Here is a 14,139-nt window from a genome sequence, read left to right on the forward strand (position 1 = left end):
GCATTAAACTTGTATTCTCAAGTGAATGTAAAAGGATATTACAGAAGTAATGGAACTTATGTTCAGCCTCATCAGAGAACGTCCCCAAATTCTACAATTACAGATAATTATAGTTATCCAGGTAATTATAATCCTAATGTTTCATATGATAATTCAGCATCTCAAACTAATTATAATGGCGCAAGTCAAAGTTCCTCTAATGAAGGTAATGAATGGGTAGAAGGCTATTTCCGTAGCGACGGAACTTATATTAAAGGTTATTATATAAAAAAGATAAGGGAGCCTAAGAATTACAATGGCTCTTCAGACAAAAAATATATAAATACATCACAAGTTAATGTGAGAACAACTCCTGAAGTTGCAGGGAACATCATTAATAGATTAAATTACGGAGACGAAATTACATCATTGTACATAAGCGGTGAGTGGGAAAAAGTTAGAGTTAAAAAATATAACATTAAAACTTATAATTATGAAAATTATGAGGGCTACATAAATCGCAGGTATCTAAGTATTAGTGTCTCAAATAAAACAGTTGCATATCCTTCAAACAGTTCAATTTATTCAACTGGAGGAAATTCAGATTATGATCTTCCTTATAAAGTTACATCTCAAAGAGCATATTTCTATTCAACACCTAGTGTAAACAGCCAAAACAAAACATATTTAGTTTATGGTGAACTGATTACAGCAATCGGCGATTCAAAGTATTTTATTTATGTTGAATTTGTCAATTCAAATGGAATTAAGACAATAGGATGGATTTTAAAAAGTGATATAACGAGATATTAAATTTCCAGTTTGATGCGGTTTGGAAAGAACAATAAAGATTAACGCTTTTCATGTAAATATTTTTTATGTATAAAGAATATATTTCATATAAATAGCTATTTTTGAGAGAAATTGTCTGCTAAAATTTTTGATAGACAAAGTTTGCTTATTGGTAAGAATCTATTAAGACTACAGTATAAAATGGCAAAAATTCATTCAATTTCAATTTCAAATTTTAGAGGAATAAATAAGTTTGAACAAACATTTGGTCAGAAAAATTTCATCTGCTTGATTGGGCGCGGGGATTCAGGAAAAACAACAATTTTAGAAGCAATTAATTTGGTGCTGTCTTCAAATTGGAATGTAACATTTACGGATAACGATTTTCACAATCAAAATATTCAAGAACCTATTGAAATTATTGCCACTCTTTATGATTTGCCGGAAGCTATAATTAAAGAAACAAAATTTGGTTTATATCTGCGCGGAATAGATACTGCAACTGGCCTTATCAATGATGAAATTCAACAAAATGATGTAGCCGCAATTACAATAAAATTATCAGTTGATGATTCTCTGGAACCCCTTTGGTATGTAATTAATTCCCGATTACAGTCTGATATTGAAATTAAATCGTCTGATAGAAATAAATTTAATGCTTTTTTAGTATCAGATTACATAGATAAACATTTCTCCTGGAGTAAAGGATCTCCATTATATTCTCTATTGAAAACGGATGATTCAGCCATAAATGCGACAGCTTTGATTCTTGAAACGATAAGAGAGGCAAAAAACAAAATTGATTCCAGTGCTTTTCCTGATTTGCAGGGAATTGTTGAGAATATTAAAACTAATGCTCAAAAATTTGGAGTAGATTTATCTAAGGTAAATACAACTATTGATTTTAAAGATATTATTATCAAAGAGGGTAAAATTAACCTGCATGATAAAAATACACCTGTCAGACTAAAGGGCAAGGGCTCAAAACGACTGCTTTCTATAGCAATACAATTAGAACTGTTTAGTTTAAATCATGGAGGAATTTTACTTATTGACGAAATTGAACAAGGATTAGAATCCGATAGAGTTCAAAATTTAGCAAGAATACTTAAAAGTAATGATAACGCTCAGATTTTTATTACTACTCATTCTCGTGATGTAATTGTGGAATTAAATGCTGAAGATTTGTTTAAGGTAAGCAAGAACTCAGACAAGCTTTACAGCTTTGCAGGATCAGAACAAGGCACTTTACGAAGTAGTCCGGAAGCTTTTTTTGCAAAAAAAATAATTTTATGCGAGGGAGCTACGGAAGTAGGCATAGTAAGGGGAATAAATAATTTTAATTATTCAGCTGGAGATTTTAGATTCTCCCATAATGGCGTTAGATATTTGGATTGTAACGGAGATTCTAAAATTCAAAGATTTATCGAAGTTTTTAAGGACAAAGAATATGAAATATTAGTATTTTGTGATTCTGATAATGATGGAAATCCAGCAATTCAAACTCTGAAGAAAATTATAAAGGACAATAACATTGATTCTGTTCAATGTGAGTCGGGAAAAGCTATTGAACATCAAATTTTTTCAGATTTAAATTTTGATTCAGTGAAAAAAATATTTGATTTGGATTTACTGGAAGATAAAACCTCTTTAGCTGATACTATCAAAGCGAGGTTTACGGGAACTTGGCTAGATGACTATTTATTAAATGATAATCCGCAGATAAGAACTGCTATTGGAATAGCTTCAAATAAAAAAGGCTGGTTTAAAAGGATTGATTTAGGCACTCTGGTTGGAGAAATATGTATGACTTCGCTGGTCGAATTCGAAGGTAAATATTTACATACAATGTTAACTGATCTAAATAATTGGGCAGCAAAATGATAGATATTGATGAATTTATAAAGTATCCCAAATGTCTTTTAATAGCTCCTGCTGGATTTGGAAAAACACATACCATTACCGATTGTTTAAAAAAACTTCCAATTGATTTAAAGAAGCAGCTTATCTTAACTCATACACATGCAGGAGTAAGCTCCATTAAGGAAAAGCTTAAAAAGCAGGGTGTACACAATAATTACGTGGTAGAAACTATTAGCAGTTTTGTTCAGCGTTTTGTCTTAGCTTATAATCATAATACTACTATACCCAATATTGAAGATTCAAAAAAACACTATTCTTTTTTGAATAAAATGGCACTTACCTTATTTAAATCTAGAATTATTTCTGAAGTGATTTTTTCCACTTATTCAGGGCTGTTTGTAGATGAATATCAGGATTGTACTAAAACTCAGCATGCGTTAATTAAAATATTGGCAGAAATACTGCCAACAAGATTATTAGGTGATTTTCTTCAGGGTATTTTTGAATTTAACGAACCGATAGTTGATTTAACTTGCGTTGCAGAAATGGATGGATTTATTGAGAATTCCTTCAAATTATCACAGCCTCAAAGATGGCTGAATGGAAATAATATAGGTTTAGGAAATGATTTAAAACTTATTCGCAATAAATTAATTAATAAAGAAAATGTTGATTTAAAGTTATTTAAATCAATAGAAGTTTACAATTATAATTCACTGGACTTACATACACCAAGAACCGATTATAATAGATTGATTTGGAGCTTGATTAAAAGCTCCGAAAGTTTTTTGATTATTCACAGCAATACAACTAGTATTGAACCGAGAAAAAAAATCTCACAGAAATTTAATAACTCTTTGGTGCTAATTGAATCCATTGATGATAAACTTTTTTATAAATTATCTAAATTATTAGACCAGATTGATTTGACCAATGCTGCTGTTAAATTGCGAGAGTTCTCACTTGATTTGTTTAATAAATCGGAAGTTAATAATTGGTTTAACGAAAAAGGATTTAAAAGAAAAACTAAACAAGAAGAAAAAGATGCAATTAACGAATTGAATAATTTGACTGCTGATTTTAAAAGTAATTTAAGTCAAATCATTTTAAAAATTTCTTCGTTGCCAAATTTTAAATGTTACCGGCCAGAAGTTCTATCCAGTTTACTAAAAGCTGTTGAATTAGCGCATAATGATAAATGTAGTTATTACGAGGCAATGGTTATTCATCGTAATTTAGTAAGACGTCTTGGAAGAAAAGTTGAGGGTAAATGTATTGGAACTACCTTATTGACTAAAGGATTGGAATTTGATACAGTACTTATTCTGGATGCGCATAAATTTACTTGTCCAAAACATTTTTATGTTGCAATAACAAGAGCTTGTAAAAAACTAATAATTGTTACCGAAGATAATACTTTAAATTTTACATATTAGTTTCTCTGGAAATATAGTAAAATTTAACTTAGTTAGAAAAGGATGTTGGCTGTAAACTGAAATGTCGACTAATTTTTACTGCTGCTGCCACTACTACTACTACTACTACTACTACTACTACTATTCAATTATTGTATCTAATGTTTATTTTTTAGAAAATTAAACTACTTCCTGTTATCAAAATGATTTATAGCAGTAAGATTCTGTATGATTAAAAAAAGAAGGATGATGTAGAGCGTTTTCACTCGAAACGGATAAAAAGGCAGCCAAGATAGTGTCTGCCGGATCCTGCAGGCGCATAACGGCTTTGCCGCCCTTCGGGACTTATAGCCCTCCGCATCCTTTGCCTGACACTTGAGTTTTGCTTTCTTTTTTTCCGTTTTTTCTTTTGAAAACAATTTTTGTGGAGCAGGCGGAAAGAAGCAGTAATAATCTTAAATTTTTAAATCATGGAAATTACAGGACGCTTAACCAGAGATGCTGTTGTTGTTAAAACAGCAAAAGACAGACAGGTTGTTAACTTCTGCATTGCAGTTAATGACACGTACAAACCCAAAGACAGTAATGAGGTGAAAAAAATAGTCACTTTTATTGACTGCTCTTACTGGCTCAGTACAGGTATAGCCCAGTGGCTTAAAAAAGGCACAATGGTGGAACTATTCGGAAGAATCGGTGTGAACGCTTATCTCAGCAGTGAGGGTAAAGCCATAGGGAATCTCACTTTTCACACCACTAATATTAAAATACTGATTTTCACCTCAGACACTCAGGCTGTACAGTCGGGTAATTTTTCTCCCAAAAAGGATAAAAAAGAAGAACCCGACGACCTGCCTTTTTAATGTTCGGATGATAGATGTATAAGCCTAAAGAAATGAGTTATGAAAACCTTAGAAAAATCAATATACGCCGATTATGATGTGCGCCTTGCGTTCAATAAAATTATCCTTTCCAATTTGGAATCCTATGACGGAAATAAAAAAGTAAAGCTTAGATATTTCCTCGAAGACCTGCAGAGAATCGGGTGCATCAGCGGTATGATCTCCGAATTTATTTATCATGCAGATTGTAAAAAATTCTACATTCAGCATCTTGAAGATTTGGAAAACATCAGGGAAGAAATCGAAGATTCACTTGGAGAAGCTGTAAAGAACAGACACCGCCTGCCTCACTACACTTTTATGTGCTGGCTGTGTTTCGAAGAATACTGTTTTGATATCTACAGAAGCAGTTTTGAATAAAACTTACTGTTCAATCTTAAATCAACTTTTATGAAAGCTTCAGACAAATTTAAAACCGTTATAGAAAATTATCTGAGTGAAACTGCGCAGTCTACACCGTCTTTGCGCAGAACTTCAGTAAAGCATCCAAAAACTTGGAGAGCTGTTTCAACTATATTTTGGGAGAGGTGAAAAAGACTGGATTTTGCGCCTTTGACAATTCTGAAATATTTGACATGGCTGTTAAATATTATACAGATGACAGTATCGTACAGCCTCAGCCTGTACAATGCAGGGTGGATGTAAATCCCCCTGCAAAAGCTGATTTGTTTAGCTCCGCATCCGAAGTTCCCCACAACAGCGTCGTTGCAAAGAATACAGTTCCTGCTTTAAAACCTGCACCTAAAACCTTAACACTCTTTGACCTATGATACCTAAAACCATCATCGAAAAGCAGATTACAGCGTTGAGCGCTTCACTTAAACCTGTTACGCAGACAATGCAGGGCAGGGTAGAAAGAGACATTTTCCTGAAATGGGCTGTGCTCTCAAGGGGGAAATTCCACTGTTTGGAATGTACCCGCACTTGGAAGCCTGATGCGGGCAAAGCATCCTGCAAAAATTATATAAACTGCACGGCATACAGGGGAAAACTCAAAATACAGCAGTACAATCAGGTGCATTTCAAAGAAATAGAATATTGGGCTGTTCTACATGTTTGTGCAGGGTTTCAAGTGGTGCGTATTATCTGCTCGCACAAAAACATGAAAAAGAACTGCGTGCCGACTTACTATCACAAAGAAGTCATGCAGCACTGGATAAATTCAAAAGGGGAGGTGCGCACCCTCTCGCTCGGCACCAATGTTTTTTCAAACACGTATGATGCCTGGAAATATTACTCGCCCCTTGAAATCCGTCCCCGAAATTTTGAGGGTTCTCCAAAATACCTCATTAACCCTTATAGGGTTTATGCAGGAACGCAGGTGTTTGATGTCCTTAAAAGAAACGATTTTAAAGGCAGTTTTTACACCATAGCCCCGCAGGTGCTTTTTACGGCTCTTTTCAAAGATTCTTACGCTGAAACAATGCTCAAAACGGGGCATATAGATTTTTTGAAGCATTATCTGCTGTCTCGCTCTCAGCAGATAAAAAAGAACTGGCAGGCAGTTAAAACGTGTTTTAAAAGTAGTTACAAGGTGTCAGATTTTACGCTTTGGGAAGATTATATCTCACTGCTGAGATGGTTTAAAAAAGATTTAAGCATACCCGAGAATGTCTGTCCTGAAAACTTAGCTGAACAGCATGACAGGCTTGTGGAAAGAAAACGTAAAATTCAGAAACGACTTAAAATAAAGGAAATACGTACAGAAATACAGCAGGCGCAGATGGTCTATGAAGAGCAGAAAAAAACAGTTTTTCGGACTGGAGTTCACTAGGGAAAATCTCAGCATAAATGTTATAGAGAGCGTGCAGGATTTTCTCGAAGAGGGAGACATGCTCCGCCACTGCGTATTTACCAACGAATACTATAAAAAGAAAAACTCCCTTATCCTTTCAGCTAAATTTGAAAACAAGCCTGTAGAGACTATCGAAGTGGCGCTTCCATCACTTGAAATTGTGCAGTGCAGGGGAACTAAAAATAAGGAGTCCCCGCATCACAGACAGATTCTAAAACTTTTGAATCAGAACCTGTATCAGATTAAAAAGCGGATAAAAAACAAAAAAGCAGTCCTAGCCGAAAATTAGTTTTCGGCTTTTTTTCTGTGAAATTCCGCGGCGCAGACACTTAAAGGCGGGGATATTGTCTCAGGGGTTCAGGCTTAATTCTAAAACAAAGTTCGGGAAGGAAAGGCGGTTCGCCGAAAAAAATTCCCCCATAAATGCAGGTGAAAAACCTGCTTTATTGCGTTGCTTTTTTCGCTCGCTTTCTCATTCCCGGCTAAGGTTCCATAATTAATCTTAAAACTTTAGAAATCATGGAAACTTTAAAAACACTTCAGAACTGGAATCAGGTAGCAGAAATTGAATTGGTCTACAAAACAAAAGTAAAAGCATCGGAAAGACCTTTTATAAATTCTTCAAAAACGGCTTACCAGCTGGCACTACAGTCCTGGAATCCTGATACAATAGAATTTTTCGAGCAGTTTAAAATCCTGCTTTTAAATCAATCCAATAAAGTACTTGGTATTTACGAAGTATCTTCCGGAGGTATTTCAGGCACTGTGGTAGATCTCAGACTAATTTTTGCAGCAGCACTTAAAGCAAATGCCGTATCGCTGATTATGATTCATAACCATCCCTCAGGACAGATTAAACCTTCCGAAGCTGATAAACACATAACCACAAAAGTCAAGGAAGCGGGCAGAGTACTCGATATTGCAGTGTTGGATCATATTATCATTACTCTCGAAACCTACTATTCTTTTGCAGATGACGGAGCTTTTTAGCTCCTACATTTTTTTAATAAGTGAAACGTAGGTATTTCATAAATTGGCCTACTAATATTTGTATAAAGAAGCTTTATCTCAAATTATCTAAAGATTTATTGATTTGCTATTAAAAGGAAACAGATCTGGACATCTTAATTAGTTACATAAAATTACGGCAACGGTAATCTTTCGGATAAATCAACAGGTAGTATTAGTCACAGTTAATTATGAATAAACAGTCTAAATCGTGCAGACAATATATTTTTACTCTGTTATAGATGATAATTTTCAATTTCAGATGTGACAATATAAATAACGAGCATTATTTTGCTTATCGTAATTGTCAAATCGATAAGCTGATCAATAGCTCGTGAATCAATACACAGCTTTTAAGTTTTTGAATTATATAATAAACATCTGCTATATTTCTGCTGAATCTGTCCTAGGTTGTAAATAGTATAACATCTGCCCCTTGTTCTAAACTTCTTAAGATTTGTGAATAATTTTTGCCATGCCGGCCTATTGAAAGTTTTTAGTAGAATATTCAAAATAATTTGTAGACAAATATTATAATGCCTAAAAATAATAAGTATAAAAAAAGCGACCCTTGTGAGGCCGCTTTGAATGTTTTCACAACGGAATAATCCTTATTGTGAATTGCTTCAAAATTGTATTGCAATAATACAACAAAATTCCTACTTCTCAATTATGGTTTTCCGTAAATCAATTAATTATTTTATACTTAATTTTAGAAATTAATTTTTTAGAGATGAAAAAAATATTAGGATTAGATTTAGGGACAACTTCTATTGGTTGGGCATATATACACGAAGCAGAAAATAATGATGAGACGTCATCAATAATAAATTCAGGTGTTCGTATTGTGCCCCTTACTACTGATGAAGAATCCGACTTCAAAAAAGGGAATACTATTTCCATAAATGCTGACAGAACATTAAAGCGTGGAGCAAGACGAGGCCTGCAGCGTTTTAAGCAAAGAAGAGATGCAATATTAGAGACCTTCAATAAAATAAAATTTATTTCTACTGGTTTTGTTTATGCTGAAACAGGAAAGTCAACCACTTTCTCTTCATACCAATTAAGAGCAAAAGCAGCAGTTGAACCAGTCTCTAAAGAAGAGCTAGTTCAAGTTCTATTGATGCTTAATAAAAAAAGAGGTTACAAAAGCAGCCGAAAAGCAAAGACTGCGGAAGAAGGAGATGCGATTGATGGAATGAAAATTGCCAAAGAAATTTTTGAAAATAATTTAACACCTGGTCAATGGGTTTATAATTCATTATCAAAGGGAAGTAGATTTATTCCTGATTTCTATCGTTCAGATTTACAGAAGGAATTAGAAAAAATTGTGCGTTTTCAAAATCAATTCTATCCAGAACAAATAAATAACAAACTTCTAGAAGATATTAAAGGAAAATCAAGAACACAGACTTCTCAATATTTTTCAAAAACATTAAAGATTGAACTTGCAGAAAACAAAGGAACCAGAGAAGAAACCAAATTCCAACATTACAAATGGAGAACTGAGGCTTTAACAAAAGAACTCAACTTGAAAATTTTGGCATTTATTCTTACTGAAATAAATAATCAAATTAATCAATCTAGTGGTTATCTCGGTGCTATTAGTGATAGAAGCAAGGAATTATATTTCAATCAGGAAACTATTGGTCAATTTCAATACAAGCAACTTAAGAAAGACCCGCACGCCAAACTGAAAAATCAAGTATTCTATCGTCAAGATTATTTAGATGAGTTTGAAAAAATTTGGGAAACACAAAGGCAATTTCATAGCGAATTAAACGACCTACTAAAAACAGAGGTTCGTGATGTCACAATTTTTTATCAACGAAAATTAAAGTCCCAGAAGCATCTTGTAAGTTTTTGCGAATTTGAAAAAGGACATAAAACAATTCCGAAATCATCTCCTTTATTTCAGGAATTTAGAGTTTGGCAGAACTTAAATAACGTTGTTGTCAAAAATGAGGCTACAAAGGAATCTTTTATTTTGGATGAAGACCTAAAAAAAAATATTTCACAACAATTATTGTTTAAGGAAAGTATGACTGACTCTCAAATATTATCTTTTTGTGAGTTAAAAAAAGGAACATATAGTGTTAATTTCAAAAAAATTGAAGGAAACAGAACTAATACTGAGATTTATAAAGCTTTTGAAAAAATTCTGGTTTTAGAAGGCTATGACGAATTAGATCTTTCTAAATTACATGCTTTTGAAATAAATGAAGTCATTAAATCTGCATTTTCTGATTTAGAAATAAACACTGATATTCTTGATTTTGACACAAATATTCAAGGGAATAATTTTGACAAACAATCCTATTATCAGTTTTGGCACTTATTATATTCTGCAGAAGATGATGATTTTTTGAGAAAAAGTTTAATGAGTAAATTTGGCTTCAAAGAAAATCATATTCCATTTCTTCTGAATATAAATCTACAAGCCGATTATGGTAGTTTAAGCGCTAAAGCAATTAAAAAAGTCTTACCTCATTTGATTGACGGACATATTTATGATAAAGCATGCACATTAGTAGGATATAATCATTCATCATCTTTAACAACAGAACAGAATAATGGTAGAATTTTAAAAGATACCTTAGAATTGCTTAAAAAAAATAGCTTAAGAAACCCTGTTGTAGAAAAGATACTTAATCAAATGATTAACGTTATCAATGCTGTTTTAGAAGATCCAACATTGGGGAAACCTGATGAAATTCGTGTAGAATTAGCGCGTGAGTTGAAAAACAATAATGAACAGCGCAGTGAAATGACAAAAGCTATCAATAAGAGTACTGCAGAACACGAACAAATCAGGAAATTATTGCACAAAGAATTTGGAATTCATCGGGTTACCAGAAATGATATAATACGCTATAGGCTTTGGAAAGAATGTGATGGAATTTCATTGTATACAGGAAAACCTATACCACCATCAATGCTGTTTACAAAAGATTACGATATTGAACATATCATTCCTAAATCACGTTTATTTGACGATAGCTTTTCTAATAAAACTATATGCGAACGTCAACTAAACATAGATAAAAGTAATAAAACAGCTTATTCCTTTTTACAGGAAAAATTATCAATGGAAGAGTTTGATCAATTCGAAAAAAGAGTAAAAAGTTTGTATGGAAAAATTAGCAGGACAAAACAGAACAAACTCTTAATGGCGGATAATGAAATTCCGGAAGGTTTTATTGAACGACAATTAAGAGAGACACAATATATTGCAAAAAAAGCTAAAGAAATTTTACTGGAAGTTTCCAGAAATGTAACCTCAACTATTGGAAGAATAACTGATAAACTTCGTGAGGATTGGGAATTGGTTGATGTGATGAAAGAACTTAATTGGAATAAGTACGATAAGCTTGGACTGACCTATATTGAAGAAGGAAAAAATGGAGAACGTTTGTATAAAATTAAAGATTGGACAAAAAGAAACGACCATCGTCATCATGCTATGGATGCTATTACAGTTGCTTTTACTAAACCTGCTTACATCCAATATCTGAATAACCTAAATGGAAAAACACAGGGTGATAAAAAAGCAGATTCTATTTATGGAATTGAAGCCAAATATTTAAGAAGAGATAAGAATAACAAACTTCGATTTATCGAGCCAGCACCTAACTTTAGGGAAGATGTCAAAAAGCAGCTCGAAAACATATTGATTTCCTATAAAGCAAAAAATAAAGTAGTTACCAAAAATAAAAATATTACTAAAATGCAGGGAGGAACTAATGAAAGAATACAACTCACTCCACGTGGACAATTGCATAAAGAAACTGTTTATGGTAAGTTACAACAATATGTTACCAAAGAAGAAAAAGTCGGAGGTGCTTTCACTGCAGAATACATCAAGAAAGTAGCAAAAAAGAAGTATAGAGAGGCTTTATTGAAACGATTACTTGAAAATGAAAATGATCCTAAAAAAGCATTTACAGGCAAAAATGCATTACATAAAACACCTGTTTTCATTTGTGAAAAGGAAAATAGTATAGTTCCTGAAAAAGTAAAAACAGTTTGGCTGGAAGCAGATTATACCATTAGAAAAGACATTACTCCCGATTTAAAAGTTGAAAAAGTGATTGATATTGGCTTGAAAACCATTCTTGAGGAACGCTTAGCAGAATTTGGAAATGACCCGAAAAAAGCATTCATTAATTTAGATGAAAATCCTATTTGGCAGAACAAAGAAAAAGGAATTGCCATAAAACGAGTAACCATTAGTGGAGTAAGTAATGCTCAGGCTTTACATACTAAAAAAGACCATTTTGGTAATGAAATTTTAGATAAAAATGGCAAGCCAATTCCAGTTGACTTTATAAGTACAGGAAACAACCACCACGTTGCTATTTATAAAGATGAAAAAGGAAATTTACATGAAGAAGTAGTTTCTTTTTACGATGCTGTGGTACGCAAAAATTTAGGATTATCTGTTATTAATAAGAATCACGAAAAAGGATGGGAATTTCTGTTTTCTATGAAACAAAATGAGTTTTTCATATTTCCTTCAGAAAATTTTAATCCACATGAAATAGATTTATTGAATCCTAGTAATTATCATTTGATTAGCCCTAACATTTTTAGGGTGCAGAAATTCGGTGAGCTTGGGTCATCTGGTTTCTGGTTTAGAAATCATTTGGAAACTACTTTAGATAATTCAAAACCACTAAAATCGACTACATATAAAGATATTTATAGCCACAAAGCATTAGAAAACATTATAAAAGTCCGTATCAATCATTTAGGCAAAATTGTTCAACTAGGAGAATATTAGTTATGATAAAACGAACACTTTTTTTTGGTAACCCAGCTTATTTAAGTACTAAAAATGAGCAAATTGTAATCTCTTATCCTGATAAAGATCAAGAGGCTAAAACCGTTTCTATTGAGGATGTTGGAGTAATTGTTTTGGAAAATCAACAAATTACCATAACTAATGGATTATTAGAAAAACTAACTCATAATAATGTTGCTTTAATTAATTGCGACCAACAACATTTACCAATAGGTTTGTTAATGCCACTTAGTGGGCACACGGAACAAACAGAACGCTTTAAAAATCAAATTAATGCTTCTGTTCCACTCAAAAAGAATCTGTGGCAACAGACTATAAGTTCTAAAATTACGAATCAGGCTGGCCTATTAAAAGAAAAGGGAATTCCAATGCGTAAAATGGAATTATGGGCAAAGGAAGTAACTTCTGGTGACTCTTTAAATCACGAAGCACGGGCTGCAGTATATTATTGGCAAAGCCTTATAAAAGTAGAGAATTTTACAAGAGGTCAAAAAGGGATTCCTCCAAATAATCTACTCAATTATGGTTATTCCATTTTGAGGGCTATCACCGCAAGAGCATTAGTAAGTTCGGGAATGCTCCCTACATTAGGAATCTTTCATCGCAATAAATATAATGCCTATTGCCTTGCTGACGACATTATGGAACCTTATCGACCATATGTGGATTTGATTGTATGTCATATTATGGAAACAGTTGATTCTTATGAAGAGTTAACTGTTGAAATAAAAAAACAATTATTGAATATTGCAACAATCGATGTAAATATTGATGGTAAAAATAGTCCTTTGATGGTCGCTATGAGTAGAACAACCAATTCTTTACATGAGTGTTTTGATGGAAGTTCCAGAAGAATTTTATACCCAATTTATGTATGACGAGCATTATACACGTTTAAATCAATATAGGAGTTTGTGGATATTAGTATTTTTTGATCTACCCACCGAGACGCGTAAAGAGCGTAAAATTGCTAGTACTTTTCGTAAGAGATTATTAGACGATGGCTTTTCTATGTTCCAATTTTCGATATATATGCGTTTTTGTGCTAGTAGGGAAAATGCAGAGGTACACGCTAAGAGAATAAAAAATAGCTTGCCTGAGCATGGAAAAATTGGCGTGATGCAAATCACAGATAAACAATTTGGAATGATGGAACTATTTTTTGGAAAAAAACCTGTAGAAACAGAAAAACCTTCTCAACAGTTAGAACTTTTCTAATAACTAGGATTGAAAAAAAAACTAAGTAGCTATGAATCAGATCTTAAATTGAACTGTTTTTTAATTCCAAAACAAACATATAACTACCAACATATCAAGCGATTAACCCGAGGTATGTTGGGAATTATAAGTAAAAATACAATTTTGAAAGCAATTCACAACCCAATACTCAACTTTTCCCTGTTCCATTGAGTTGGGAATTATAAGTAAAAATACAATTTTGAAAGCAATTCACAACAAAAACTATACGTAAGAAACAAAATGTCGAGTTGGGAATTATAAGTAAAAATACAATTTTGAAAGCAATTCACAACTTTAAAGAAAAAAAAATCTAAAAAATAAATTTATGAAATTATAAGAAAAATA

The 14,139-nt window shown here is 32.8% G+C and carries 12 protein-coding genes; all 12 read left to right on the forward strand.

Translation table 11 applies throughout. From position 1 onward, the window contains the following. On the forward strand, positions 1-792 hold a 792-nt coding region (locus tag FLACOL7796_RS21490; protein ID WP_232067432.1), incomplete at its 5' end, for an SH3 domain-containing protein. A gap of 180 nt (positions 793-972) precedes the next feature. Continuing rightward, positions 973-2,655, forward strand: coding sequence for an ATP-dependent nuclease (locus FLACOL7796_RS21495; RefSeq protein WP_173972845.1), 1,683 nt, complete (start codon positions 973-975; stop codon positions 2,653-2,655). Then, positions 2,652-4,070: a UvrD-helicase domain-containing protein gene (locus FLACOL7796_RS21500; RefSeq protein ID WP_173972846.1), complete on the forward strand. Its 1,419-nt coding sequence runs from the start codon at positions 2,652-2,654 to the stop codon at positions 4,068-4,070. The genes FLACOL7796_RS21495 and FLACOL7796_RS21500 overlap by 4 nt, the downstream gene beginning before the upstream one ends. A gap of 449 nt (positions 4,071-4,519) precedes the next feature. Further along, positions 4,520-4,909, forward strand: a complete 390-nt coding sequence (locus tag FLACOL7796_RS21505) for a single-stranded DNA-binding protein (protein ID WP_173972847.1) — start codon at positions 4,520-4,522, stop codon at positions 4,907-4,909. Between the two features lie 39 nt (positions 4,910-4,948). Further along, positions 4,949-5,308 (forward strand): DUF7222 domain-containing protein, encoded by a 360-nt coding sequence (locus FLACOL7796_RS21510; protein ID WP_173972848.1) that lies wholly within the window; start codon positions 4,949-4,951, stop codon positions 5,306-5,308. Between the two features lie 134 nt (positions 5,309-5,442). Beyond that, positions 5,443-5,718 (forward strand): Cas9 inhibitor AcrIIA9 family protein, encoded by a 276-nt coding sequence (locus FLACOL7796_RS21515; RefSeq protein ID WP_317168356.1) that lies wholly within the window; start codon positions 5,443-5,445, stop codon positions 5,716-5,718. Beyond that, positions 5,715-6,722, forward strand: coding sequence for a PcfJ domain-containing protein (locus FLACOL7796_RS24830; RefSeq protein ID WP_232099676.1), 1,008 nt, complete (start codon positions 5,715-5,717; stop codon positions 6,720-6,722). Before FLACOL7796_RS21515 ends, FLACOL7796_RS24830 begins: the two co-directional genes overlap by 4 nt. Continuing rightward, positions 6,679-7,032, forward strand: a complete 354-nt coding sequence (locus FLACOL7796_RS24835) for a PcfJ domain-containing protein (protein WP_232099675.1) — start codon at positions 6,679-6,681, stop codon at positions 7,030-7,032. The genes FLACOL7796_RS24830 and FLACOL7796_RS24835 overlap by 44 nt, the downstream gene beginning before the upstream one ends. A 230-nt stretch (positions 7,033-7,262) precedes the next feature. Further along, positions 7,263-7,733 carry a JAB domain-containing protein gene (locus FLACOL7796_RS21525; protein WP_173972849.1) on the forward strand — a complete coding sequence of 157 codons (471 nt, stop codon included), beginning with the start codon at positions 7,263-7,265 and terminating at the stop codon, positions 7,731-7,733. Positions 7,734-8,484: 751 nt separating this feature from the next. Further along, positions 8,485-12,534 (forward strand): type II CRISPR RNA-guided endonuclease Cas9, encoded by a 4,050-nt coding sequence (cas9, locus tag FLACOL7796_RS21530; protein ID WP_173972850.1) that lies wholly within the window; start codon positions 8,485-8,487, stop codon positions 12,532-12,534. 2 nt (positions 12,535-12,536) lie between these two features. After that, positions 12,537-13,433 (forward strand): type II CRISPR-associated endonuclease Cas1, encoded by an 897-nt coding sequence (gene cas1 / locus FLACOL7796_RS21535; RefSeq protein WP_173972851.1) that lies wholly within the window; start codon positions 12,537-12,539, stop codon positions 13,431-13,433. Continuing rightward, positions 13,426-13,773 (forward strand): CRISPR-associated endonuclease Cas2, encoded by a 348-nt coding sequence (cas2, locus tag FLACOL7796_RS21540; protein ID WP_173972852.1) that lies wholly within the window; start codon positions 13,426-13,428, stop codon positions 13,771-13,773. Before cas1 ends, cas2 begins: the two co-directional genes overlap by 8 nt. The last annotated feature ends 366 nt before the right edge of the window (positions 13,774-14,139 follow it).

The sequence above is a fragment of the Flavobacterium bizetiae genome (assembly GCF_902804475.1).
Classification (GTDB): Bacteria; Bacteroidota; Bacteroidia; order Flavobacteriales; family Flavobacteriaceae; genus Flavobacterium; species Flavobacterium bizetiae.

Excerpts from the sequence above, each read along its gene's own strand:
- FLACOL7796_RS24835 (WP_232099675.1), top strand. The coding sequence starts at position 6,679 with ATGAAGAGCAGAAAAAAACAGTTTTTCGGACTGGAGTTCACTAGGGAA.
- cas2 (WP_173972852.1), top strand. The coding sequence starts at position 13,426 with ATGTATGACGAGCATTATACACGTTTAAATCAATATAGGAGTTTGTGG.
- FLACOL7796_RS21525 (WP_173972849.1), top strand. The coding sequence starts at position 7,263 with ATGGAAACTTTAAAAACACTTCAGAACTGGAATCAGGTAGCAGAAATT.
- FLACOL7796_RS21500 (WP_173972846.1), top strand. The coding sequence starts at position 2,652 with ATGATAGATATTGATGAATTTATAAAGTATCCCAAATGTCTTTTAATA.
- FLACOL7796_RS24830 (WP_232099676.1), top strand. The coding sequence starts at position 5,715 with ATGATACCTAAAACCATCATCGAAAAGCAGATTACAGCGTTGAGCGCT.
- FLACOL7796_RS21510 (WP_173972848.1), top strand. The coding sequence starts at position 4,949 with ATGAAAACCTTAGAAAAATCAATATACGCCGATTATGATGTGCGCCTT.
- cas9 (WP_173972850.1), top strand. The coding sequence starts at position 8,485 with ATGAAAAAAATATTAGGATTAGATTTAGGGACAACTTCTATTGGTTGG.
- FLACOL7796_RS21495 (WP_173972845.1), top strand. The coding sequence starts at position 973 with ATGGCAAAAATTCATTCAATTTCAATTTCAAATTTTAGAGGAATAAAT.
- FLACOL7796_RS21505 (WP_173972847.1), top strand. The coding sequence starts at position 4,520 with ATGGAAATTACAGGACGCTTAACCAGAGATGCTGTTGTTGTTAAAACA.
- cas1 (WP_173972851.1), top strand. The coding sequence starts at position 12,537 with ATGATAAAACGAACACTTTTTTTTGGTAACCCAGCTTATTTAAGTACT.